This is a genomic window from Herbidospora sp. NBRC 101105, assembly GCF_030269205.1.
GTDB lineage: Bacteria > Actinomycetota > Actinomycetes > Streptosporangiales > Streptosporangiaceae > Herbidospora > Herbidospora solisilvae.
In genome coordinates this window covers 505,115-526,903 of sequence record NZ_BSSX01000007.1, presented here as the reverse complement: position 1 = coordinate 526,903, position 21,789 = coordinate 505,115, and the positions used below count along the sequence as shown (strand labels likewise).

Genomic DNA, 21,789 nt, shown 5'->3' with positions numbered 1-21,789 from the left:
GCCCGCTGCCGATCTCCCCGTCAGGAGGCTCCGATGGACTCTCAGCTCATCGGGCGCGACCATCCCGCGGGGCTGCTGCGGGCCGAGATCGGCCGGGCCCTCGACAGCCACGGCGGCCTGGTGCTGGTCACCGGCGAGGCCGGGATCGGCAAGACCACGCTGGTCACCCGCGGGGTCGAAGAGGCCAGGCGGGCCGGCGCGCTCGTGCTCGGAGGGTCGTGCTGGCAGTCGGGCGGCGCGCCCGGCTACTGGCCGTGGGTGCAGGTCATCCGGGCGCTGCGCCGGGCCGGCGAGTGGTCGTCGGTGGGGGCCGAGGCCGCCGAGGTGCTGGCCATCCTGCTGGGTGAGCGGTCGGGCGGCGGCAAGGAGGTGCTCGACGGGTTCCGGCTCTACGACGCGGTGACCACGGCGCTGGTGTCGGCGGCGCAGCGCCGTCCGGTCGTGGTGGTGCTCGACGACCTCCACTGGGCCGACACGGCGTCGCTGAAACTGCTGGAGTTCGCCGCGCAGCACACCTGGTTCGAGCGGCTGCTGCTGCTCGGCACCTACCGCGACGTCGAGGCCGAGGCGCCCGACCATCCGCTCGCGCCGCTGATCATGCCGCTGGTGGCGAAGGCGACCTGCATCTCCCTGAGCGGGCTGGGCCGCGACGAGGTCGGCGCGCTGATGGCCCGCACCGCCGGGCGGGCGCCCGAACCGGCGCTGGTCGACGAGGTCCACCGGCGGACCGGCGGCAACCCGTTCTTCGTCGAGCAGACCACCCGTCTCTGGCAGGGCGGCGGCTCGGTGACCGCGATCGCGCCGGGGGTGCGCGACGCGCTGCAGAAACGGGTCTCGCTGCTGCCGCCGCAGGTGGCCGGGCTGCTGACCGACGCGTCGGTGCTGGGGCGCGAGTTCCACCGCGACGTGCTGGCGGCGCTGGCCGGGTTGCCGGCCGCCCGGCTCGACGGGCTGCTCGCGCAGGCCGTGGCCGCGCGGCTGGTCGTCCAGCTCACCGAGGGGCGGCTGGGGTTCGCCCACGACCTCGTCCGGGAGACGCTCTACGAGTCCCTCGGCGAGCGTGCGGCCGGGCGGCACGCCCGGGTCATCACGGCCCTCGATGCCGACCCGGCGCTGAAGGCCCACCTCCTGCCCGCCGACCAGGCCCGCCACGCCTACCAGGCGGGCCGCGAGCTGCCGCCGTCGGTCGCGGTCGAGCGGCTGCTGTCAGCGGCCGGCGAGGCCCACGGACGCATGGCCATCGACGAGTCGATCGTCCACCTGCGGCGGGCCGCCGACCGGAGCGAGGGCCTCGAACCGCGCCGCCGCGCGATGATCGCGATGGAGCTGAGCTCCTGCCTGTTCCACCTCGACGACATGGAGGAGACCCGCGCCACCCTCGAATCGGCCTGGACGTTCGCCCAGCAGACGGGCGACGCCGACCTGCTGGCCCGGGTGGCGATCAGCTACTACCGGATCGAGGGGCCCCGCATGATCGGCGGTTTCTCCGGTGGCCGCAGCTCCGAGGTCGTGCAAATCGCCTACCAGGCGCTGATCGGGGGCGACCCGACCACGCCCGACGCGATGGCCGACGAACTCGCCGTCCACATCGCGGCGGTGGCCCGCGCGGACGACGACCACGAGGCGCTGACCTTCGGCCTGGCGGCCCGCCACGACGTGCTGTTCGGGCTGGGCACCGCGGCCGAGCGCATCGAGCTGACCAGCGAGATGGAGACGGTGGCCCGGCGTGCCTCCGACCCCGACACCGAACACTTCGCCGCGTCGCTGCGCTGGGTGGCGCTGCTGGAGGCGGGCGATCCCGCCTATCTCGACCAGTTCAGCGAGTCGACCGCCTTCGCATTGCGGATCGGCGGCGAACGCATGATCTTCGCCGCCCGCGTCGACCAGTCGATCATCATGACCCTGGCCGGCCGGTTCGCGGAGGCCGAGGAGTTCCTGCGCGGCGCGATGGAGGTCATCGCCGAAGACAGCCGCGACATGTTCGGCTTCATGAGCGACCACGTCCTGTGGTCGGTGCTGCTGCACCAGGGCCGGTTCGCCGAGATCCCGGCGGTGCTGGAGCGTCTCCGGTCGACGGCTCACAGCCAGGTCGACCTGCTGGCGGGCATCACCGCCCTCCAGGCCGGCGATCTGGCCGGCGCGCTGAGCGTGCTGCCCGATAACGGCCTCGGCGCCTATCCCCGCAGCTTCGCCCCGCTGGGGCTGCGGTTCATGGCCCACGCGGCGGCCGAGTCGGGCGACGCCCGGCTGACGGCGTGGGCGACCGAGACGCTGAGCCCTCATTCGGGCGGCTGGCTGGTCAGCATCGGCGGCTGCGACATCGCCGGGCCGGTCGACCACTGGCTCGGCGTGCTGGCCGCCTCGCGCGGCCGGTGGGACGACGCGATCGCCCGCTTCACCGCCGCCCGCGCCTCCGCCGTGGCGTTCCAGGCCCGGCCGTGGGTCGTGGAGGCTGGGGTGGAGCTCGGCCGGGCGCTGCTGGCCGCCGGCGAGCCGCTGCGCGGCCGGGTGACGCTCGACGAGGCGGCGGCCGAGGCGGCCGAGCTGGGCATGCGTCACATCCGGCGGAAGGTCGAGGAGATCCGGCCCGCTCAGGCGGCCGGTCCGGCGCGGCCCGCCCGGGTCACCCCCACGTTCCGCCGCGACGGCGACGTCTGGGAGCTGGCCTACGACGACCTGGTGGTCCGCATGCCCGACGCCAAGGGCCTGCGCGACCTCCACCTCCTCCTGGGCGCGCCGGGCACCGACATCCCGGCGGTCCGGCTGCTCAACCCCGAAGGGGGGCACGAGGTGGTCGCGGCCCGCGGTTTCGGGGGCGACGCCGTGCTCGACGGCGAGGCCAAGGCCCGCTACCGCCGCCACCTGGCCCGGCTCGACGACGAGATCGACCGGGCGGCCGGGCTCGGCGACGACGACCGGGCCGCCGCCCTCGACCGGGAGCGGCAGGCCCTGCTCGACGAACTGCGCGCCGCCGCCGGGCTGGCCGGGCGCGACCGGCGGCTGGGCGACGAGGCCGAGCGGGCCCGCAAGACGGTGACCGCCCGCATCCGCGACACCCTGCGCAAGCTCGGCGAACGCCATCCGTCCCTCGCCTCCCATCTGCGTGAGTCGATCAGCACCGGCTCCTCCTGCGGCTACCGGCCGGGGTCGCCGGTCCGCTGGCGGCTCTGAACGGGCTACTTGCGGTTGTAGGCCCGCATCGTCAGCGGCCCGAAGACGGCCAGCAGCGCCGCCGTGGCGACGAACACCCAGGTCAGCTCGCCCATGTCGGGGTTGCCCGACATCAGCGACCGGACCGCCGCCACCAGCCGGGTGATCGGGTTGACCTCGACGAACGCCTGCAGCCACCCGGGCATGGTCGACGGGTCGACGAAGATGTTGCTCAGGAAGGTCAGCGGGAACAGCACGAGCATGCTGACCCCCATGACCGACTTCTCGCTGCGCAGGTAGAGCCCGCACATCGTCCAGATCCACGAGAACGCGAACGAGAAGACGACCAGCAGCCCGATGCCCGCCGCCGCGCCCACCACGCCGCCGCCGGGCCGGAACCCCAGGATCAGCCCGACCACGGTGATCACCAGCGAGGCCAGCACGTAGCGCAGCACGTCGCCCAGCAGGTTGCCCACCAGGGCCGCGGGCCGCCAGATCGGCAGCGACTTGAACCGGTCGAACACGCCCTTGGCGATGTCGATGTTCACCGCCAGCCCGCTGTACATGGTGGTCATCACGACGCTCTGCACCATGATCCCGGGCAGCAGGAACTGCAGGTACTCCCCGGTCGACCCGGCCAGCGCGCCGCCGAACAGGTAGGTGAACATCAGCGTCATCATGATCGGGAAGGCCGTCACGTCGAACAGCTGCTCGGGCACGTGCTTGATCTTGAGCACGGCCCGCCACCCGAACGTCAGCGACGCCGACAACGCGCTCGGCCGGGCCGGGCGCTCCCGGGGGTCGAGGACCGCGCCGATGGTCTCGGCGGCGGGGACGTAGACCGGCTCGGCCGTCTCGGTCGCGGTGGTGGTGGTCATGCCGCGGTCTCCTTAGAGGTGGCGGGGTGGTCGGTGAGGGCGAGGAAGACCTCGTCGAGGGAGGGCTGGCCGAGGGAGAAGTCGTCGACGACGATCCCGGCGGCGGCCAGTTCGGAGAGCGCGCGGGCGGCGTCCTCGGCCGCGCCGCGTTCGCTGCCGTGGCCGGGCACCCGGACCACCACCCGGCGGGGGTCGGGGTCGGGCGTCGCGGGGGCGCCGAGGGCGGCCGAGAGGAGCTTCTCGGCGTCGGCCCGCCGGCCGGGGTCGCGCAGCCGCACGTGGACGGTGCCCGCGCCGACCGACGACTTCAGTTCGCCGGGGGTGCCCTCGGCGATCAGCCTCCCGTGGTCGATCACGGCGATCCGGGAGGCGAGCTGGTCGGCCTCGTCGAGGTACTGCGTGGTCAGCAGGACCGTCGTGCCGTAGGAGACCACCGCCCTGACGATGTCCCACACCTGGTTGCGGCTGCGCGGGTCGAGGCCCGTCGTGGGTTCGTCGAGGAACAGCAGCCGGGGCGTGTTCAGCAGCGTCGCCGAGATGTCGAGGCGCCGCCGCATGCCGCCGGAGTAGTTCTTGACCTGCCGCTCCGCCGCCGCCGTGAGGCCGAAGGCCTCCAGCAGCTCGTCGGCGCGGGCGCGGGCGGCCGGTTTGCGGAAGCCGAGCAGGCGGCCGATGAGGACGAGGTTCTCGCGGCCGGTCATGTCCTCGTCGAGGGAGGCGTACTGACCCGTGAGGCCCACCAGGGAACGCACGGCGTCGGCCTCGGCGACCACGTCGTGGCCGAAGACGCGGGCCGCGCCGCCGTCGGGACGCAGCAGCGTGGCCAGCATCCGGACGGCCGTGGTCTTGCCGGCGCCGTTGGGGCCGAGCACGCCGAACACGGCGCCGGCCGGGACCGTGAGGTCGAGCCCGTCGACGGCGCGGTTGTCGCCGAAGACCTTGACGAGACCGTTCGTCTCGATCGCGGTGTCTGTCATGCCCTTGGGGCGCGAGGCGGCGTGCTAGATCGGATCTAGCGGCCCGCGAGATACGGTCGGATCGGAGATCAACGGGAGGAAGAGATGGCTGACGTCTTCGACGTGATCGTTATGGGCGCGGGGCCGGTCGGGGAGAACGTGGTCGACCGGGCCGTACGCGGCGGCCTGTCGGTGGCCGTGATCGAGGCCGAGCTCGCCGGGGGCGAGTGTTCGTACTGGGCCTGCGTGCCGAGCAAGGCCCTGCTGCGCCCCGTCGACCTGGCCGGAGAGGTCGAGCGGGCGCCGGGCCTGACGGTGGGGCCGATCGATGTGCCGGCGGTGCTGGCGCGGCGTGACTGGGCGGTGAACGACTACAGCGACAACGGCCAGGCGCGCTGGCTGGAGTCGCTGCCCTCCACGTACATCAGGGGCCGGGCGCGGCTCGCCGGGGAGCGCAAGGTCGACGTCGGCGGCCGGGTGCTGACCGCGCGGCACGCGGTCGTGGTGGCGACGGGCAGCCTGGCGGCCATCCCGCCGATCCCGGGGCTGGCCGAGTCGAAGCCGTGGACCAACCGCGAGGCCACCGGTGTGAAGAAGGTGCCGGGCCGGCTGATCGTGCTGGGCGGCGGCGTGGTGGCGTGCGAGATGTCCCAAGCGCTGCACGCCCTGGGCGCGACCGAGACGACCATGGTCGTTCGCGGCCACCGCGTGCTCGAGCGGTGCGACGGCTTCGCCGCCACGATGGTCGCCGACGCGCTGGCGGCCCGGGGCATCGACATCCGCTTCGGCACCCAGATCGAGCGCGTCGAGCGGACCGGAGGCGAGGTCGTGGCCCAGCTCTCCGACGGCACGACGCTGACCGCCGACGAGATCCTGGTCGCCGCCGGGCGCACCATCGGCGCCGACATCGGCCTGGAGACCGTCGGCCTGCCCGACGCCCGCCCGATCGAGGTCGACGACAGCATGCGCTCGGTCGCCCACGACTGGCTCTACGCGGTCGGCGACGCCAACGGCCGCGCGCTCCTCACCCACATGGGCAAGTACCAGGCCCGCTTGTGCGGCGACGTGATCGCCGCCCGCGCCAACCGCCGCCCCGACGACCTGCCGTCGATGCGCGACCAGGGCGACCACTACGGCCCGCCCCAGGTCATCTTCACCGACCCGCAGGTGGCCACGGTCGGCCTGACCGAGCAGGTGGCGCGGGAGCGAGGGCTCAACGTCCGTTCCGTCGAGTACGACATGAGCGGCATCACCGGCGCCTACCTGTCGGCCGAGAACTACATCGGGCGCGCGAAGGCCGTGGTCGACGAAGACCGCAAGGTGCTCGTCGGGATGACGTTCGTGGGCCCGGCGGTGGCGGACATGCTCCACTCCGCCACCATCGCGATCACCGCCGAGGTGCCGCTCGACAAGCTCTGGCACGCCGTGCCGTCGTTCCCGACGGTGAGCGAGGTGTGGCTGCGCCTGCTGGAGGCCTACGGCCTCTGATCACATCTGGTAGGCCGAGTCCCGGACGTCGGTGATCGCCATGTGCCCCGGCGCGTGGCCGATCGCGAACGGGATCCCGGCCGCCATCACCGCGGCCTGCGGGGTCACCCCGCAGGCCCAGAACACCGGCACCTCCCCCGGCCGGACCTCGACCGGATCGCCGAAGTCGGGCGCGTCGAGGTCGTCGATCCCCAGGCCCGCCGGGTCTCCGATGTGGACGGGCCCTCCGTGGACCGCCGGGTAGCGCGCGGAGACGCGGACCGCGTCGGCGACCCGCCCGGCCGGGACGGGCCGCATCGACACCACCAGCGGCCCCGACAACCGCCCGGCCGGGCGGCACGGCACCGAGGTGCGATACATGGGCACGTTCCCGCCCGTCTCCAGATGCCTGACCGGGATGTCCTCCCTGACCAGAGCGTCTTCGAACGTGAAACTGCAGCCGATCAGGAACGGCACCAGATCGTCGCGCCAGAACCGGGTCACGTCGGTCACCTCGGCGACGGGGGCGCCGTTCTCGTACACGACATAACCCGGCAGATCGGTGCGCAGGTCCCCCGCGAAGATCGGCAGACTGGTGGCCCCGGGATCTCCGACGTCGAGGACCGGACAGGGCTTGGGATTGCGCTGAGCGAAGAGCAGCATGTCGTAGGCGAGGTCGGCGGGCACGGCGAGCAGGTTGGCCTGGGCGTACCCGGGACACCACCCTGCGGTGGGCGTCTTCAGCCCGGCCCGGAACCTGCTCCGTGCCTCGTGAGGGGTCATACGGGAACGTCCTCCGGAATAGTTGAATCCTCAACCAAGTTGTGGCTGCATAGTCGACAGAGCGAGACGCGGACGGCCGGAGGCCGGTTGTGGCTCGCGCCGGCGAACCTGGCTCGAAACAGGAAGGAGCCCCAGATGCCCGCCGTAACCGTGGACAACCCGCTCACCCTCCCCCGGCTGCCCGAGCCCGTGGCGGCCGTACACGAGCGCAAGGTCCTGACCGTCACCACCGCGCCTTCGGGCTTCGAGGGTGAGGGATTCCCGGTCAGGAGAGCACTGGCCACGATCAAGCCAAAGTATCTCGATCCGTTCATCATGATGGACCAGATGGGCGAGGTGGACTACGCGCCGGGCGAGCCGAAGGGCACCCCGTGGCATCCGCACCGGGGCTTCGAGACGGTGACGTACATCATCGACGGCGTCTTCGACCACACCGACTCCCACGGCGGCGGCGGCACGATCACCAACGGCGACACGCAGTGGATGACGGCCGGTTCGGGCCTGCTCCACAAGGAGGCGCCGCCGGAGTGGCTGGTCCAGAAGGGCGGCCTGTTCCACGGCATCCAGCTCTGGGTGAACCTGCCTTCCAAGTCGAAGATGCTCGCACCGAAATATCAGGACATCGGGCGATCCAATGTGGTCCTGCTGAGCAGCCACGACGGCGGCGCCCTCGTGCGCGTGATCGCCGGCGACGTGGCCGGGCACCTCGGCCCCGGAGCCACCCACACGCCCATCACGCTCATTCACGCGAGCATCACCCCCGGGGCGCGGTTGTCCATCCCGTGGCGGTCCGACTTCAACGCGCTCGCGTACGTGCTGTCCGGCCGGGGCACCACGGGGAGCGACGGCCAGCCCATCGAGATGGGACAACTGGCCGTGTACGAGGGCTTCGGCGCGACCCAGGCCGAGACGATCACCCTGGCGGCGGCCAAGACGCAGGACACGCGGTCGCCGAACCTGGAAGTGATCATCCTGGGCGGCAAGCCGATCGGCGAGCCGGTGGCACACTACGGGCCGTTCGTGATGAACACGCAGGCGGAGCTCAAGCAGGCGTTCGAGGACTTCCAGGCGGGACGGCTGGGCACGATCCCGGCGGGACACCACTGATGTGCGGCTTGAGAGGACGGCCGGGTCACCGACCCGGCCGTCCTTCGGCGTTTCTGAAGGCGGACGTGGCGGCTTTCCCGCCCTTGCCCATCGACGCGTTGTCTGTATGGCATGGCCGGCGGAACACCAGGCCAACCTTGGCTATGCGCGCCATCGCGCGATGCAGCACCTGGACAACGGGCCGACGTCCACGAACGGCCTGGAAAACGGGTGGATCTCGGCGAGCTGTGCGCCAAACTCGCCGAGATCCGCGACGATCCCGTCCACCCGCCGGGTGGCGGGACGGTATACCTGTTCCCGTTTGGTTCTCGTGCCGTCGGCACGGGAACTGACCGTGGGACCGACCAGTTCCCGAGCCGTCGACGATCAATCGCGAACGCGCCGACTTCCCTGCGGCCGCAGGCCGGTCATGGGGAGGCGGAACTCGCCGGTCCGGTCGAACTCCTCGTCGCGGCGCGGGCCGTCGAGCAGGTCGGCCGGCCGCCGGGTGAGCCGGGTAGTACGCATGCCAATATCCCCCGATAAAGCGGTGTTTCTCGTGAGTTAGTTGTATTCGGCATCGCTTGCAGAGCGCTTGCCGCCCGACTGATCACCAGGTAGAAGCCCCATATTTCATCTCCTGTCTATTGAAAGCCGACAAACAGTTCGCTTCGGTGGTGTCCCATGAGTGAAATGGTGGGCGCGGGCGTCGGCCGGCCGGTCGTCGTCGACGCGACCGTGGTGCGTGACGCGGCGGGAGAACTGGCCCGCGAGGGCAACAGGGTGCCGGACATCGTCGCCCTCGACGCGCGCCGATGGATCGTGTGCTGGCGTTCCGGCGTACCCGACTTTCATGACCGCACCCCCACCGACCAGGGCGCCATCAAGTTCGCCGTGACCGGCGACGGCGGCGCCACCTGGAAGAAGGGCACGCTCGCGGCGGCGACCGCCACCCATCGCTACCACTACGCGATGCTCTTCACCGAGGGTTCCTTCGTGTACGCCCTTCTCGGCCGCATCACCGTCGCCGAGGACCGCGAGGAATCCGACGTCGATGGATTCCCCGTCCACCTGACCATGAAGCGCTCCCCCGACGGCGGCACGACCTGGGTCGACCAGCCGATCACGGTCGACGTCCCGCCCAACACCCGGGGTGTCGTGGTGGCCGGCAAACCGGTCAAGGTCGGCGACGTGTGGACGGTCCCGTTCTGGCGTCAGGGCGCCGGGGCGTCCCAGGCGGCGGTGCTGCGCTCGACCGACCTGAAGACGTGGCAGGCCGGCGCACTGGCCGCCAACCCGCCCGGCATCGGCGTCGAGGAACCCCAGATCGCCCTGCGCCCGGACGGCACGCTGGTGATGGTGACCCGGGCGCTCGTCCGCCGCGCCCGGCCGGAGGACCGCGACCCGTACTACCGCGTCTCGGCCGCCCACTGCGCGACCACCACGAGCACCGACGGCGGCCTGACCTGGGCGCCGATGCGGCTCCACCCCGACCTGCCGAACTACTACGTGAAGACCTTCTACATGATCGACTCCGCCGGACGGGAGATCGCCCTCTACAACACCTTCGCCGGCCCGATCAGGGAACCCCGCCCCGACCGCTTCCGCGAGGTCCTCCACTACAAGGTCGCCGACCCGGGCGAACCCTGGCAGCCCGGCCGCCTGTTCGCCGACGGCCCCCGCCTGACGAAGACGACCGCCCGCGGCTGGGACGTCTACCCGAGCGCCGCCGAAATCTCCCCCGGCGTCCTGGCCGTGGTCTGGGAGCACAACCAGATCGAGATCAAGGTCGCCCGCCTGACCCTGAACACCCCCTTGCCCAAGGACCTGGCCCCCGGCCGCTGGACCCTGGACCCTGGCGCGACCGTCGGCCCCGACGGCGCCCTGCGGTTGCGCTCCACGACGGCGAAACCGGTCGCGGCGCGGAAGACGATCGCCGAAATGTGCGACTTCACGGTGGAGTTCCAGGGCCAGGTCGTGGACGACAGCGCACTCGACCCCGCGACCGGCCAGGGCGTCTGCCTGGGGACGAAGGTGTGCAACGGGGCACGGCGGCTCATGCTGACGGTGCAGAAGGGAGGCGTCTGGACCATGCGGAAGGGCTCGACCACCTGGGAACGCGTCTTCGCCACGCCGTCGGCGCCGGCGGTGTGGAAGGTGGTGACCGACAGCACGGGCGTGGCCCGCCTGTTCCGCGACGGCGCCGACACCGGGGTGACGTGGGTGATCCAGGACAGCGGCGAGACACCCCAGCTGAGCCACTGGGTGACGGGAACACGCGGGGGGAACACGGCGGAGGCCCGGATCGCGTGGACCCGCCTGACCCCGACTCTCGCAGAGAGCCTAGCCTGACGACTACCCTGCCTACGCGGTCAGCGACAGGGATATCCGTAGCCGATCGAGGTCGACGTCCAGGACGGTCACCGTGACCTCCTGCCCGACCAGGACGAGATCCTCGAACCGCCACGACGACGCATTCGCCGCCGACACCATCCCGTCGACTCCGCCGATGTCCACGAAGATGCCGAAGCGCATGATCGCGATGACCACTCCACGGCAGACCTGCCCGTGCTCGAATTTCTCAACAATGGCACGCAGATCCGGGACGGACCGTCCCGCCGAGTGACTTGTGCAAATTCCGAGCCAGGCTCTGGTTCGCCGATATGCGCACCACTCGTATTCGTCATACTCGGGCTTAGGTGAATTCGGCGGCTTAGGCACATCTTCCGGTGTGTGAGGCCACGCGGCGGCCGACCGTGGGATGACGGGCGGCCGGGCAGCGTTGCCGAGCCCGCCCCGAAAGGCTCAGCACGGCACCACGGAACAAGAGGCCAGGTAGGCCACACACGGCGGCCGGGCAGCGTAGCCGAGCCCGCCCCGAAAGGCTCAGCACCGCACCACGGAACAAAAGGCCAGATAGGCCACACACGGCGGCCGGGGCAGCGTTGCCGAGCCCGCCGCGAAAGGCTCAGCGCGGTGCCACGGAACAAGAGGCCAGGTGGGCCACGCGGCGGCCGGCCACAGATACCGGCGGCCGCGTTGACGAGCCCGCGGTTGAAGGTTCAGCGCGGCACCGCGCGTGACAGCACCAGCGCGAAGTCGCCGTCGGGGTCGGTGTACCACCGTTCCACCTCGAAGCCCGCCATCGCCAGTTCGCGGGTCAGCCCCGCCCGGCGGAACTTGGCGCTGATCTCGGTGCGCATCTCCTCGCCCTCGGCGAACATCACCGTCAGGTCGAGGGCCCTGATGTGGACGACCATGTCCTTGGTCGCGCGCAGGCGCATCTCGATCCAGTCGTGGTCGGTGTCGTAGATCGCCACGTGGGCGAAGTCGGCCGGCACGAAGTCGGCGTCGAGGCGGCGGTTGATCACGCGCAGGACGTTGCGGTTGAAGGCCGCCGTCACCCCGGCCGAGTCGTCGTAGGCGGCGATCAGCCGGGAGGTGTCTTTCACCAGGTCGGCGCCGAGCAGGAAGGTCTCCCCGTCGGTCAGGGTCGAGCGCAGTTCCTTGAAGAAGACCTCGCGGGCCGGTGGCTCCAGGTTGCCGATCGTGCCGCCGAGGAAGGCGACCATGCGGTCGGGGCGTTGCGGGAGCTGGGACAGGTGGTTCTCGAAGTCGGCGCAGACGCCGACCACCTCGAAGCGCTCCGACAGGCGGTCGGCCGCGGCCTTCAGGGTCACCGAGTCGACGTCGACCGGCATGTAGGTGCGCAGCGTCCCGGCCGAGGCCAGGGCGTCGAGGAGCAGTTCGGTCTTCTCCGAGGTGCCGGAGCCCAGTTCGACCAGGGTGGCGGCGCCGCTGACCGTGGCGATCTCGCGGGCGTGGGCCTTGAGGATGGCCAGCTCGCGGCGGGTCGGGTAGTACTCGGGCAGGCGTGTGATCTTGGTGAAGAGCTCGCTTCCGCAGGCGTCGTAGAACCACTTGGGCGGCAGCCATTTCGGCGCCGCCGTGAGGCCCGCGCGGACGTCGTTCTCCAGCGCCTGCCGAAGGTAGTCAGCGTCGATCAGGTTCACAGGTCCCTCCAGTCGATTCCGTCGGGCGTGACGATCACGAGAGTCCGGTCGGGCACGCTGACCCATCCGTCGTCGCGGTCGTCGAGCGGCTCGCTGGCCACCAGCACCCCCTCAGGGAGTGAGCGCACGAAGAGCGTGTCGCCCCAGGTGGTGGCCGCGATCGTCTGGCCGTCGGTGGCGAGGAGGTTGACCCTCGCCTCGGCGTCGGCGCCTCCGGCGGTCGTGGTGACCTCGGCGATGGCGTCGCCGAGGCTCCAGCCCAGCCGCCCGAGGGCGAACACCCCGGCGGCGAGCTTGGCCGAGTCGCAGGTGCTCTCGGCCTCGTGGGCCTTCAGGCCGGTCAGCGCCTCGCCGGGGACGCGGCCGTTGTGGCTAAACAGCCACTTCCCCTCCATGAAGGGGGCGGTGGCGGTCTCTTCTATCGGCATGCCGACGGTGGCGGAGCGGACCGCCGCGATCAGGCAGCCGGAGATCGCCGAGGCGGCGAGGCCTTCGAGGTTGGCGTCTGCCCACATCGGGATGGATCGGCGATATCGGATGACGCGGTCGTGGGCGTACCAGCCCATGCCGAAACCATCGGCGTTGACGGTGCCCCAGCGTTGGCGTCTCGGTACGTAGGACTGTTTCAGCAGGCCGTGGTCGGGCTGCTGGATCAGTGACGACAGCGGGCGCGGTTCGCCGAGCCAGGCGGCGTGGCGGCACATCAGCGGGCCTCCCCCGGCGAAGCGTCGCGGGCGCAGCGGAAACCGGAGAAGATCTGGCGGCGCTGCGGATAGTCCCAGTTGCGGAAGGTGGCGCGGACGGCCGCCGGGTCGGCGGCCCATGAACCGCCGCGCAGCACGCGGTAGTCGGGCCCGAAGAAGACCTCGCTGTATTCGCGGTAGGGGAAGGCGCGGAAACCCGGATAGGGCTGGAACGTCGACGACGTCCACTCCCAGACGTCGCCGATCATCTGCTCGACGCCGTAGGCGCTCGCCCCTGCCGGGTAGGCGCCCACAGGCGCCGGGCGGGCGGCGCGGTGGCCGAGGTTGGTCAGGCCCGGTGCCGGCGGTTCCTCGCCCCATGGGTAGCGGCGGGACCGGCCCTCTTCGGGATCCCAGGCACAGGCCTTCTCCCATTCGGCCTCGGTCGGCAGCCGCTTGCCCGCCCAGCGGGCGTAGGCGTCGGCTTCGTACCAGCTCACATGCTGGACCGGCTCGTTCGGCGGGATGAGTTCGGCCCGGCCGAAGCGGGTGCGCCACCAGCTGCCGCCGTCGTCGCGGGTCCAGAACAGCGGCGCCTGAAGGCCGAGCCGGAAGCCCTCGGGGTGCCACCAGCGCGGGTCGCGGTAGCCGCCGTCTTCGACGAAGGCCAGATAGTCGCCGTTGCTGACGGGCACCCGGTCGATCCAGAACGCGGGCAGGTCGACCGTGTGGGCGGGGCGTTCGTTGTCGTAGGCCCACGGGTTGACGTCGGTGCCCATGGTGAACGGGCCGCCCGGGACGAACACCTCGCCCGACACCGGCCGCCCGGCGGGCAGGTCGCCGTCGCTGACGAGACCGGGCTCGCGGGACAGCTGGAGCGTGGCCAGCATGGTCTCGTCGTGTTGGTGTTCGTGCTGGATGACGAGCCCGAAGACGAAGCCGCCCGACTTGAGCGGGTTGGGGTCGTCGAAGTCGACCTTGTCGAGGACGTCGAGCACGCGGCCGCGTACACCCTCGATGTATTTGCGGGCCTCGGCCGGGCCCAGCATCGGCAGCGACGGACGGTCGCGGCGGGGCGTCTTGAACGCGTCGTAGATGTCGTCGATCTCGGGCCGCAGCGGCGTGATGCCGCCGACCTCGCGCAGCACCCACAGTTCCTCGTAGTTGCCGACGTGGGCGAGGTCCCAGACCAGCGGTGACATCAGCGGGGAGTGCTGTCGGACGAGGAGGTGGTCGTCGGCGTCGGTGTAGCTGAGCGATCGGTCGCGCACGGCGAGAAGCTGGGCGGCGATCTGTTCCTTCATCGCGTCTCCAAGAGGAGGTCGGCGGCCGGGGACCGGCCGGGTTCGACGAACCGCACGGCGTAGTCGGTGACCTGGTCGATCAAGCTCGGTGGTGCGCCCCATCGGGGCAGCGCGTCGGCGGCGGCCCGGAAGACCGCGACGGCCGCCTGGCGGAAGGCCGGGGCCGCGAGCCCGCACCGGGCGGCCTCGGCCCACTGCCCGGCCACGGCCGAGGCGTCCGCGGCCGCCGCGGCGGCCGCGTCGTCGTCGACGATCAGGGCGTAGGAGACGGCGACCGCGACCGGCCATTCGACCGGCCCGAGGGCGTCGAGGTAGCGGATCTCCATGAACCCGCGTGGCCGGACGGGCGGGAAGAGCGTGGTGGCGTGGTAGGCGAGGTCGTCGAGCGTCGGTGGCCGCCCCGCCGCCTGCCGGAAGTCGCGAAACCGATGTTTTTCCGCCGTCTGCCGGCAGGACCCGTCGGTCTCTCTGACGAGCATGAGCTTCGCGGTCTGCAGGTAGTCGGCCCAGGCGGCGGCCGGATGCCCCTGGCCGCCCGATTCGCCGGCGGCCCGGTGTGCCGCCCCGACGGGTGCCGTGCGTGACGGGTCGAGGGCCAGCCAGACGGCCTGCCGCCCCGACAACCACGACCCGAACCAGGGCACCGGCCCCGGCGAGTTGGCGAACGCCGCCACCAGCGCGGGACCGAACAGATGGGCGCGGCGCCATCGGGTGAACGGGTCGGCGCCGAAGTCGAGGTTGACCTGGATCGACGCGGTCGAGCACATCATCAGCGCCCCGTAGGGCTCCCCCAGGCAGGCCGCCATGGCGTCGTAGCGCGGGGTGTGGAGCTGGCGCAGCGGGCGGCGATGGCCGTCGAGCCCCGACCGGCCGAGGGTGAGGCCTGCGGCGGCGAGCGCGGAACGTACCCGATCGACGTCTTCCTGGAGCGCGGCCACGGCCGCCGGGAGGGGCCCCGGTGGGGCGGACAGTTCGACCTGCCCCCCGGGTTCGTAGGTGATCACGCTCTTGCCGGGGAGGGTCAGCCCGCCGAGGGCGCCGGTGGTCCGCGCGATGGGGACGGTCAGCGCCGGGTCGGACACATCGTGGACGAGGAACTCCAGCTCGACACCGACCTGATCGCCGGGGCTCCCCGTGAAACAGCCTTCCGCGTATGCCAGCACATCGGCCATGAACACTCAGATCCGCGACCGGCCCCGGCGTTACACCCTCACTCCGGCTTTTCTGAACTCGCTTCCCGGAAGGCCGTCAGCAGGTGGGATCGCGTCTTCGGCGACAGACCGGGGGCGGGGAGCTCGCCGAGGACGGTGATCGTGGTGGTGAACTGGCCGTAGTAGCCGGTGCAGCCGGAGCACCGCGCCATGTGGTCGAGGAAGAGGGGACGGGAGGAGTCGTCGAGCGCGTCGTCGAGATAGGCGGTCACGAGTTCGGCGAACTCGTCGCAGTTCATGGCCCTCCTTTCCCGTCGTAATAGGCGGCCAGGTGGTCGCGGACGGCCGCCCTGGCACGGTGGAGCAGCACCCGCTGGTTGGCCGGGGAGATCGAGAGGATCTCGCAGACCTCGTCGGAGCCGTAGCCCTCCATGTCGCGCAGCGTGATCACGGCGCGCTGCCGGGACGGGAGGGTTCCCACCGCCTTGTCGATCAGCTCCCTGACCTCGCCGGCCAGCGCCGCCCCCTCGGGACCGCCCTCGGCCCTCTCGGGCGGGACGCCGTCGGGACGCTCGCCGTCGACGCTGCTCACAGGGATGGTACGGCTCTCCCGCTCTCCCCGTCTCCGCGCCGTGTTCACCAGGATGCGGTAGACCCACGTGCGCAGCGACGACCGGCCCTCGAAGGTGCCGACGGCCCGGATCACGGCGAGCCAGGTGTCCTGGACGACCTCCTCAGCCGACGCCGCCGTCGACACGTATGACCTGGCGAGGCGGAGCATTCCCCGTGACCACTCGTCGAGGAGCAGCGCGAAGACCTCTTCGTCGCCGTTTCGCAGCCCGGCCACGATCACCGGATCGGGCGGAAAATCGGTCACCCCACCGAGCCTAACGACGCCCTCCGACATTCCCGCGACCCTCCAGTGAACGCCCGATGCCCGAGATGTCCCCTCTGCCCGGCATCTCCCCCTGTCCACCTAATCACCCTCTGTGAGCGATCTTTTCGGCAGGGTGTCGAAGTAACGTAACCGACGCATGCGAACTCCCGTTGACGCCGTGTGAATCCCGATGGCGGCCCGCTTCCGGGCCCGGTCACCCAACGTGACCACAGGGGTGAACGGAGAGCGAACACGACGTGGCCACCTGTGGATATCCGATCGCGGGACGGGGTTGTCCACAGGCCGGTTCCCGCGTCGTTTGGGCCGGGGCGGGGGCGGTAGGTTCTTGAACCGTGACTTTCATCGAATCCGGTGCTCACGGAGTGGGGCTCGCGACCGTCACCCCCGACGGCACGGTCCTCGACGTCTGGTTCCCCAACCCCGCCCTCGGCGACCCCGGCGAGCCGGGCGTCCGGCGCCTGGCCGCGGTCGAGGTGGGCGACCTGGCGAGCCTGGTCAGGGAAGACCCCGAGCGGGGTGTCGAGGTCGTGGCCGTCTCGGTCGGGATCGGCAAGCTGTCCGACCCGCCGGCCGACACCTATGACGTCTACCTGCGCCTCCACCTGCTGTCCCACCGTCTGGTCCAGCCCCACCAGGCCAACCTCGACGGCATCTTCGGCCTGCTGGCCAACGTCGTGTGGACGAATTACGGTCCCTGCCAGGTCGAGGGCTTCGAGAACGTCCGCGCCCGGCTGCGGGCCCGCGGCCCGGTGACCGTCTACTCGGTCGACAAGTTCCCCCGCATGGTCGACTACGTGCTCCCGACCGGGGTGCGCGTCGGCGACGCCGACCGGGTCCGGCTCGGCGCCCACCTGGCGTCCGGCACGACCGTCATGCACGAGGGCTTCGTCAACTTCAACGCCGGCACGCTGGGCACCTCGATGGTCGAAGGCCGCATCTCGGCCGGCGTCGTCGTGGGCGACGGCTCCGACGTCGGCGGCGGCGCGTCGATCATGGGCACCCTGTCGGGCGGCGGCAAGGAGATCATCCAGGTCGGGCAGCGCTGCCTCATCGGCGCCCAGGCCGGCATCGGCATCTCCCTGGGCGACGACTGCGTCGTGGAGGCGGGCCTCTACGTGACCGCGGGCACCAAGGTGACCCTGCCCGACGGCACCGTCGTCAAGGCCAAAGACCTGTCAGGCCAGAACGGCCTGCTCTTCCTGCGCGACTCGGTGACCGGCGCGGTCGTCGCCAAGGCCCGCACGGGCGGCAAGGTCGAACTCAACGCGGCCCTCCACGCCAACGACTGACCCGAAGGGCGGCGCCTCCCCGGCGCCGCCCTTCGGCTCGTCCGCTCCGAGCCGTCATTCGCGGCCGTCGTTCCCGGCCCGTGGCGCCCGGCCAGTCGTTCGCGGCGCGTAGTTCGGAGTCCGTCGGCTCCCAGCTCATGGTTCCGGCTCATCAACTTTCCGGCTCATCAACTTTCCGGCCCGCCGGCTCCCCGACCCTCCGGCTCCCCGACCCTCCGGCTCCCCGACCCTCCGGCTCCCCGGTCCGGCGTAGCCGCTGCCGTGCCGCCGCCCGTTGCAATCCGCGGGCCGTCGCTCCAAGATCGCCTCATGCTATGGATCGGTCGGCTCGCGGCCGCGGTGCTGCTTCTCGGTGGGTTGGCCGCGGCGTTCTACGACAACCCCTACGGCTGGGACGGCCACAGCACGCTGACCTGCGGCGGGGCCTTCTTCTTCCCCGCGGCCTACAGCGGCGAGCTCAACCCCGACTGCCCCGCCCGCTTGTGGGAGATGCGGTTCGGCTCCGTCGCCCTGCTCGTGGCCGGCGCCTCGATCGCCTGGGTGACCCGCACCCTCGGCAGACGAGGAGAAGCTCCCTCCTGACGATCGTTCTCAGGCCAGCGGTTCCTGGATCTCCGTCACCCAGTTCTCCGGGTCGCCCATCCCGTACTCCAGGTAGACCTCCCGGCTGTACCCCACCCCCCGCTCCCCGTGGTCCTCGATCCAGCGGTGCAGGTCCTGGATGGTCGCGTCCACGCCGTCCATCAGCCCGTGGTGGATGATCGTCGCCGCCCGTTCGATGGCCGGCAGGTCCACGACGTCGAAGTCGTACGCCGGGTCCGGCGCGACGTTGACCGGAAAGGCGGCGTGGATCCGCACTCCGCCGGACGGCTCCTCCTCGTAGTAGGCGATCCCGGGCCCGACGAGATCCACCCCCGCTCTGGTCAGCCGGGCGTGCAGCTCGGGGTAGAGCGGCTGGATGACGGGCCCGATGTGCTCGCTCTCGTAGCTCTCGGCCACGGCCGACAACTCGGCCACCCGGACGGCGGGGACGGACTTCACGACGACGTCGGCAGGCAAGACGCCCTCCTTCTCGATGATCTGGATTCTCGCCTCGACCCCCCGCAGCCGGGCCCGGTCGGCCTCGACCCGGGCTTCCAGGTCGGCCCGGCGGAGCCGGAGCATCCCGTGCAGTTCGGCCACGCCGACCTTCTCGTCGAGGATCTGGCGGACCTGCTGGAGGCTGAACCCGAGGTCCTTCAGGGCCACGACCCGGTTGAGGCGGCTGAGCTGGGCGGCCTCGTAGGAGCGGTAGCCCGTCAGGGGGTCGACCCGGGCGGGGGTGAGCAGGCCGAGTGCGTCGTAGTGGCGCAACATGCGCACCGACACGCGGCCGATTCTGGCGAAGTCTCCGATGTTGTACATGACGCCTCCGGGTCTATCGGCTGACACCGTGTGAGGGTCAACGACCGCCCCTGAGACGCCCCTGAGTTGTCCCTGATGTTGCCGCCTGACCCGCGATTTCTCGGCAAATGAGACTTACCGTGAAGCCTATGGGACGCATTCTTCTGTACGCCGTCATCGCGGTCGCCGCCTTCTTCGTCATCGGCTGGCTCATCGGGCTGGTCTTCGGCCTCCTCAAGTGGGTTCTGATCCTCGGCCTCATCGGCCTCGCCGTCATGGGGGTCATGAAGCTCGCCGGCGGCAAGGGCAAGTCGCCCGACTGGTCGTGAACCGGGGCCCAGAGCCCACCCCCCAGCGCAACGCGAGAGCCCCGGCGCCGTCGGCACCGGGGCTCGCGTACTTCATCTAGGTGTTAGCTGATGGGCGGGTAGGCGTTGGCCAGCAGCTGACGGAACTGGGCCGAGAACCAGTGACCCGACAGCGGGGCGTTGGCCAGAGCCCCGGAGGGGTTGTTCCCGTTACGGTCGTTGCCGCCGTAGGTCGGGTCGCACATCCGGTCGAAGCCCTTGCCCTCGGTGTTCGGGATCTCGGTCGAGGAACCGTCGGACTCGCCCGGAGGCTTGACCCACACGTAGGCGTCGATACCGGTGGCCGGGTTGGCCCGCGGACGCTCACCCAGACCCGCGCCGCTCTGGTTGCACCAGTTGCCGGCGTGGATACGACGGTCGACCTTGGAGTTGTTCACGAAGGTGTTCAGGTCGGTCGAGGTGCTCGGGCCGGTGGGCCGGTTCGGGCCACCCCAGCCGTTACGGCTGGTGTCGATCAGCATGCCGATGTTGGAGGAGAAGCCCTCCTGGATCAGCCGCTGACGGAAGGCCTGGGCGAAGGACAACTCGTCGATGTAGAAGTTCCAGTCCACCCACCGCGACGAGCGGATCATCTGGCCGTTGACGGTGCCGTTCACGGTGAAGTGCGGCTCGACCAGCGCCGAGTAGTTGGCCGTGTTGGTGATGAAGCCGTGGACGGTGGCCTTGCCGCCGGTGGCCAGGTCGGCGGTGGAGCCGAACAGGTCGGCCGACGGGCCGAAGTTGGTGTCCCAGCCGAGCCAGCCGTGGTGACCGGCGTCCACGTAGTTGTAGACGTTCGGGATCGCGTAGAGCTTGCTCAGGGCGTAGGCCACGCCCTGCTCGTAGGCGCCCGAGGTCTTGGCCTCCTGGCAGGCGGCCAGGTTCAGGTTGGTCACGAGGTTCGGCAGCGAGTCGATCTCCACGATCGCCACGATGCGCAGGTTGCGGTACTTCGAGTCCGACATGATCGAGGCGATCGGGTCGATGTACTCGGTCTTGTACCGGTTCAGGCCGTTCTGCGCGATCTTGAGCTCACCGTTCGACGCGAGCGCCGAGCAGTCACGGTTGGGCAGGTTGTAGATCACGACCTGGATGACCACCGGCGCGGCGCCGTTGGCGGCGTCCTGCTGGACGGCCAGGTCCAGGTGCTCACGCAGGCCCTTGCTGTTGTTGCCGGCCGAGCCGCTGGTGATGGCGGCGATCCGGTCCAGCCAGATGGCGGTCGAGGTGTTCGCCACGGCGGCGCCGCCCGGCTCGGAGGCGGCGTTGGCCGACCAGTCGGGGTTCACGTAACCGGTCGCGCCGTCATAGGGGTTGTCCACTCGGGGGCCGGGCGGGGAGGGAGACGGCGACGGGCTCGGCGAGGGCGACGGAGACGGGGACGGGGAGGGAGAAGGCGAGGGCGAGGGGCTGGGCGAGGGGCTCGGCGACGGCGACGGGCTGGGCGACGGCGACGGGCTCGGCGAGGGGGACGGCGACGGAGACGGAGACGGGTTCACGCCGCCGCAGGTCACGCCGTTCACGGTGAAGGACGTCGGCTTGGGGTTGCTGCCGCTCCACGTGCCGTTGAAGCCGAGGCTCAGGGTCGCGCCGCTCGCCACGCTGCCGTTCCACGGCATGCTCGCCGCGGTCACGTTCGCGCCGCTCTGCGTCCAGTTGGCCGACCAGCCCTGGCTCACGCGCTGGCCCGAGTTCGGGAACGTGAAACCGAGGTTCCAGCTCGAGAGCGCGTCGCCGGTGTTGCGGACCGTCAGGTTGGCGGTGAAGCCGCCCTGGCCGGGGCTCGTGGTCCAGTCGTTGGTCGTGTACGTCACGTCACACGTGACCGCTGCCTGCGCGGACGTTGCGGTGACGACGGCCATGGTGGATCCGAGCGCGGCCACCGCGAACGCGGCGAGGCCACGGCGCAGTCGGGAGCGCGCGGCTCCGGATCGGGGGGTGGATCTCATTGCGGGGGTCCTCCTGCGATGATTCACTGCGCGCTGGGAGCGCTCCCACGGACCTTAGGTGCGCGGTCCCGTGCCGTACAGGAAGACCGTCCACCCCCAGCCTCCCTCTCGCTCGCGCCGAAACACCAGCACCGGCGGCGACCAGCACACACGCCGCCCGGTCACCGGCCGAAAACCCCGTTTGTAACTTGAAAGTTTCAGCTTTATCGCCATGTTTGCCCGGTTTTCGGGATGGGCGAGGCCTACCGGCGCCCGCTCACCGAGGTGCTGAAGGACTCCCGGGTGCTCGACCGCCTCAACGTCGCCGCCGTCGCCTCGGTCACCGAGGGCGGCTCCGCGAGTCGGGCGGCGGATGGTCGGATTCTCGGCGTACACATCCATGAATTGCCGCAAACCCGTGGCCTGAGCATAAGTGGGGCTCGACTGGCGAGTAGCATCCGCAGGACACGTAC

At 70.9% G+C, this 21,789-nt stretch carries 20 protein-coding genes; 7 read left to right on the top strand and 13 right to left on the bottom strand.

All coding sequences use genetic code 11. The annotated features are described in order from the left end of the window. Positions 1 to 33 precede the first annotated feature (33 nt). Positions 34 to 3,171, top strand: coding sequence for an ATP-binding protein (locus QSK34_RS29175; RefSeq protein ID WP_285588657.1), 3,138 nt, complete (start codon positions 34 to 36; stop codon positions 3,169 to 3,171). Positions 3,172 to 3,176: 5 nt separating this feature from the next. On the opposite strand, the gene QSK34_RS29170 is transcribed toward QSK34_RS29175, so the two are convergent. Together QSK34_RS29170 and QSK34_RS29165 are read right to left on the bottom strand one after the other, a co-directional pair. Then, positions 3,177 to 4,028, bottom strand: a complete 852-nt coding sequence (locus QSK34_RS29170; protein WP_285588655.1) for an ABC transporter permease — start codon at positions 4,026 to 4,028, stop codon at positions 3,177 to 3,179. Continuing rightward, a complete protein-coding gene (locus tag QSK34_RS29165; RefSeq protein WP_161482110.1) occupies positions 4,025 to 5,005 on the bottom strand; it encodes an ATP-binding cassette domain-containing protein in 981 nt (326 codons plus the stop codon). The genes QSK34_RS29170 and QSK34_RS29165 overlap by 4 nt, the downstream gene beginning before the upstream one ends. 84 nt (positions 5,006 to 5,089) lie before the next feature. On the opposite strand from QSK34_RS29165, the gene QSK34_RS29160 reads away from it, so the two are divergent. Further along, positions 5,090 to 6,472, top strand: a complete 1,383-nt coding sequence (locus QSK34_RS29160; protein ID WP_285588651.1) for a dihydrolipoyl dehydrogenase family protein — start codon at positions 5,090 to 5,092, stop codon at positions 6,470 to 6,472. Here the strand turns inward: QSK34_RS29160 and QSK34_RS29155 are convergent, their stop codons facing one another. Next, entirely contained in the window at positions 6,473 to 7,234 is a 762-nt protein-coding gene (locus QSK34_RS29155; RefSeq protein WP_285588649.1) for a putative hydro-lyase, read from the bottom strand. It lies immediately after the preceding gene. 135 nt (positions 7,235 to 7,369) lie between these two features. Here QSK34_RS29155 and QSK34_RS29150 point away from each other — a divergent pair, with 135 nt between their 5' ends. After that, the gene (locus QSK34_RS29150) at positions 7,370 to 8,341 is read left to right on the top strand and encodes a pirin family protein (RefSeq protein ID WP_285588647.1); all 972 of its coding nucleotides are present in this window, start codon (positions 7,370 to 7,372) and stop codon (positions 8,339 to 8,341) included. A 366-nt stretch (positions 8,342 to 8,707) separates the two neighbouring features. Here QSK34_RS29150 and QSK34_RS29145 read toward each other — a convergent pair whose 3' ends face one another. Beyond that, positions 8,708 to 8,848, bottom strand: coding sequence for a hypothetical protein (locus tag QSK34_RS29145; RefSeq protein ID WP_285588645.1), 141 nt, complete (start codon positions 8,846 to 8,848; stop codon positions 8,708 to 8,710). Between the two features lie 156 nt (positions 8,849 to 9,004). On the opposite strand from QSK34_RS29145, the gene QSK34_RS29140 reads away from it, so the two are divergent. Then, positions 9,005 to 10,672 (top strand): sialidase family protein, encoded by a 1,668-nt coding sequence (locus tag QSK34_RS29140; RefSeq protein WP_285588643.1) that lies wholly within the window; start codon positions 9,005 to 9,007, stop codon positions 10,670 to 10,672. A gap of 12 nt (positions 10,673 to 10,684) precedes the next feature. Here QSK34_RS29140 and QSK34_RS37965 read toward each other — a convergent pair whose 3' ends face one another. The 7 genes from QSK34_RS37965 to QSK34_RS29105 all read right to left on the bottom strand — a co-directional run bounded on the left by QSK34_RS37965 (position 10,685) and on the right by QSK34_RS29105 (position 16,348). Then, positions 10,685 to 11,041 carry a S1 RNA-binding domain-containing protein gene (locus tag QSK34_RS37965; RefSeq protein ID WP_502875549.1) on the bottom strand — a complete coding sequence of 119 codons (357 nt, stop codon included), beginning with the start codon at positions 11,039 to 11,041 and terminating at the stop codon, positions 10,685 to 10,687. Positions 11,042 to 11,382: 341 nt separating this feature from the next. Further along, positions 11,383 to 12,333: an L-histidine N(alpha)-methyltransferase gene (egtD, locus tag QSK34_RS29130; protein ID WP_285588641.1), complete on the bottom strand. Its 951-nt coding sequence runs from the start codon at positions 12,331 to 12,333 to the stop codon at positions 11,383 to 11,385. Further along, positions 12,330 to 13,037: an ergothioneine biosynthesis protein EgtC gene (gene egtC / locus QSK34_RS29125; protein ID WP_285588639.1), complete on the bottom strand. Its 708-nt coding sequence runs from the start codon at positions 13,035 to 13,037 to the stop codon at positions 12,330 to 12,332. Before egtC ends, egtD begins: the two co-directional genes overlap by 4 nt. Continuing rightward, complete coding sequence (gene egtB, locus QSK34_RS29120; RefSeq protein WP_285588637.1) at positions 13,037 to 14,320, bottom strand: ergothioneine biosynthesis protein EgtB; 1,284 nt, start codon at positions 14,318 to 14,320, stop codon at positions 13,037 to 13,039. The genes egtC and egtB overlap by 1 nt, the downstream gene beginning before the upstream one ends. Next, entirely contained in the window at positions 14,317 to 15,492 is a 1,176-nt protein-coding gene (locus QSK34_RS29115; RefSeq protein ID WP_285588635.1) for a glutamate-cysteine ligase family protein, read from the bottom strand. Before QSK34_RS29115 ends, egtB begins: the two co-directional genes overlap by 4 nt. Positions 15,493 to 15,530: 38 nt before the next feature. Continuing rightward, a complete protein-coding gene (locus QSK34_RS29110; protein ID WP_161482100.1) occupies positions 15,531 to 15,770 on the bottom strand; it encodes an anti-sigma factor family protein in 240 nt (79 codons plus the stop codon). Next, a complete protein-coding gene (locus tag QSK34_RS29105; protein ID WP_285588632.1) occupies positions 15,767 to 16,348 on the bottom strand; it encodes an RNA polymerase sigma factor in 582 nt (193 codons plus the stop codon). The genes QSK34_RS29110 and QSK34_RS29105 overlap by 4 nt, the downstream gene beginning before the upstream one ends. 353 nt (positions 16,349 to 16,701) lie before the next feature. Here QSK34_RS29105 and dapD point away from each other — a divergent pair, with 353 nt between their 5' ends. Continuing rightward, the gene (dapD, locus tag QSK34_RS29100; protein WP_285588629.1) at positions 16,702 to 17,658 is read left to right on the top strand and encodes a 2,3,4,5-tetrahydropyridine-2,6-dicarboxylate N-succinyltransferase; all 957 of its coding nucleotides are present in this window, start codon (positions 16,702 to 16,704) and stop codon (positions 17,656 to 17,658) included. A gap of 309 nt (positions 17,659 to 17,967) precedes the next feature. Continuing rightward, positions 17,968 to 18,240: a hypothetical protein gene (locus QSK34_RS29095; RefSeq protein WP_285588627.1), complete on the top strand. Its 273-nt coding sequence runs from the start codon at positions 17,968 to 17,970 to the stop codon at positions 18,238 to 18,240. Positions 18,241 to 18,249: 9 nt separating this feature from the next. Here the strand turns inward: QSK34_RS29095 and QSK34_RS29090 are convergent, their stop codons facing one another. Beyond that, on the bottom strand, positions 18,250 to 19,062 hold the full coding sequence (locus QSK34_RS29090; protein ID WP_285588625.1) for a MerR family transcriptional regulator: 813 nt from the start codon (positions 19,060 to 19,062) through the stop codon (positions 18,250 to 18,252). A 128-nt stretch (positions 19,063 to 19,190) separates the two neighbouring features. On the opposite strand from QSK34_RS29090, the gene QSK34_RS29085 reads away from it, so the two are divergent. After that, positions 19,191 to 19,370 carry a hypothetical protein gene (locus tag QSK34_RS29085; RefSeq protein WP_285588622.1) on the top strand — a complete coding sequence of 60 codons (180 nt, stop codon included), beginning with the start codon at positions 19,191 to 19,193 and terminating at the stop codon, positions 19,368 to 19,370. Between the two features lie 83 nt (positions 19,371 to 19,453). Here QSK34_RS29085 and QSK34_RS29080 read toward each other — a convergent pair whose 3' ends face one another. Further along, the gene (locus QSK34_RS29080) at positions 19,454 to 21,337 is read right to left on the bottom strand and encodes a glycoside hydrolase family 6 protein (protein ID WP_285588619.1); all 1,884 of its coding nucleotides are present in this window, start codon (positions 21,335 to 21,337) and stop codon (positions 19,454 to 19,456) included. Between the last annotated feature and the right edge of the window lie 452 nt (positions 21,338 to 21,789).

What these genes read in the sequence shown, in the direction of transcription:
- QSK34_RS29145 (WP_285588645.1), bottom strand. Translation starts at nt 8,848, where the DNA reads ATGCGTACTACCCGGCTCACCCGGCGGCCGGCCGACCTGCTCGACGGC.
- QSK34_RS29080 (WP_285588619.1), bottom strand. Translation starts at nt 21,337, where the DNA reads ATGAGATCCACCCCCCGATCCGGAGCCGCGCGCTCCCGACTGCGCCGT.
- QSK34_RS29150 (WP_285588647.1), top strand. Translation starts at nt 7,370, where the DNA reads ATGCCCGCCGTAACCGTGGACAACCCGCTCACCCTCCCCCGGCTGCCC.
- QSK34_RS29090 (WP_285588625.1), bottom strand. Translation starts at nt 19,062, where the DNA reads ATGTACAACATCGGAGACTTCGCCAGAATCGGCCGCGTGTCGGTGCGC.
- QSK34_RS29170 (WP_285588655.1), bottom strand. Translation starts at nt 4,028, where the DNA reads ATGACCACCACCACCGCGACCGAGACGGCCGAGCCGGTCTACGTCCCC.
- QSK34_RS29175 (WP_285588657.1), top strand. Translation starts at nt 34, where the DNA reads ATGGACTCTCAGCTCATCGGGCGCGACCATCCCGCGGGGCTGCTGCGG.
- QSK34_RS29160 (WP_285588651.1), top strand. Translation starts at nt 5,090, where the DNA reads ATGGCTGACGTCTTCGACGTGATCGTTATGGGCGCGGGGCCGGTCGGG.
- egtC (WP_285588639.1), bottom strand. Translation starts at nt 13,037, where the DNA reads ATGTGCCGCCACGCCGCCTGGCTCGGCGAACCGCGCCCGCTGTCGTCA.
- QSK34_RS29155 (WP_285588649.1), bottom strand. Translation starts at nt 7,234, where the DNA reads ATGACCCCTCACGAGGCACGGAGCAGGTTCCGGGCCGGGCTGAAGACG.
- QSK34_RS29140 (WP_285588643.1), top strand. Translation starts at nt 9,005, where the DNA reads ATGAGTGAAATGGTGGGCGCGGGCGTCGGCCGGCCGGTCGTCGTCGAC.
- QSK34_RS29085 (WP_285588622.1), top strand. Translation starts at nt 19,191, where the DNA reads ATGGGACGCATTCTTCTGTACGCCGTCATCGCGGTCGCCGCCTTCTTC.
- QSK34_RS29095 (WP_285588627.1), top strand. Translation starts at nt 17,968, where the DNA reads ATGCTATGGATCGGTCGGCTCGCGGCCGCGGTGCTGCTTCTCGGTGGG.
- egtB (WP_285588637.1), bottom strand. Translation starts at nt 14,320, where the DNA reads ATGAAGGAACAGATCGCCGCCCAGCTTCTCGCCGTGCGCGACCGATCG.
- QSK34_RS29165 (WP_161482110.1), bottom strand. Translation starts at nt 5,005, where the DNA reads ATGACAGACACCGCGATCGAGACGAACGGTCTCGTCAAGGTCTTCGGC.
- QSK34_RS29110 (WP_161482100.1), bottom strand. Translation starts at nt 15,770, where the DNA reads ATGAACTGCGACGAGTTCGCCGAACTCGTGACCGCCTATCTCGACGAC.
- QSK34_RS29115 (WP_285588635.1), bottom strand. Translation starts at nt 15,492, where the DNA reads ATGGCCGATGTGCTGGCATACGCGGAAGGCTGTTTCACGGGGAGCCCC.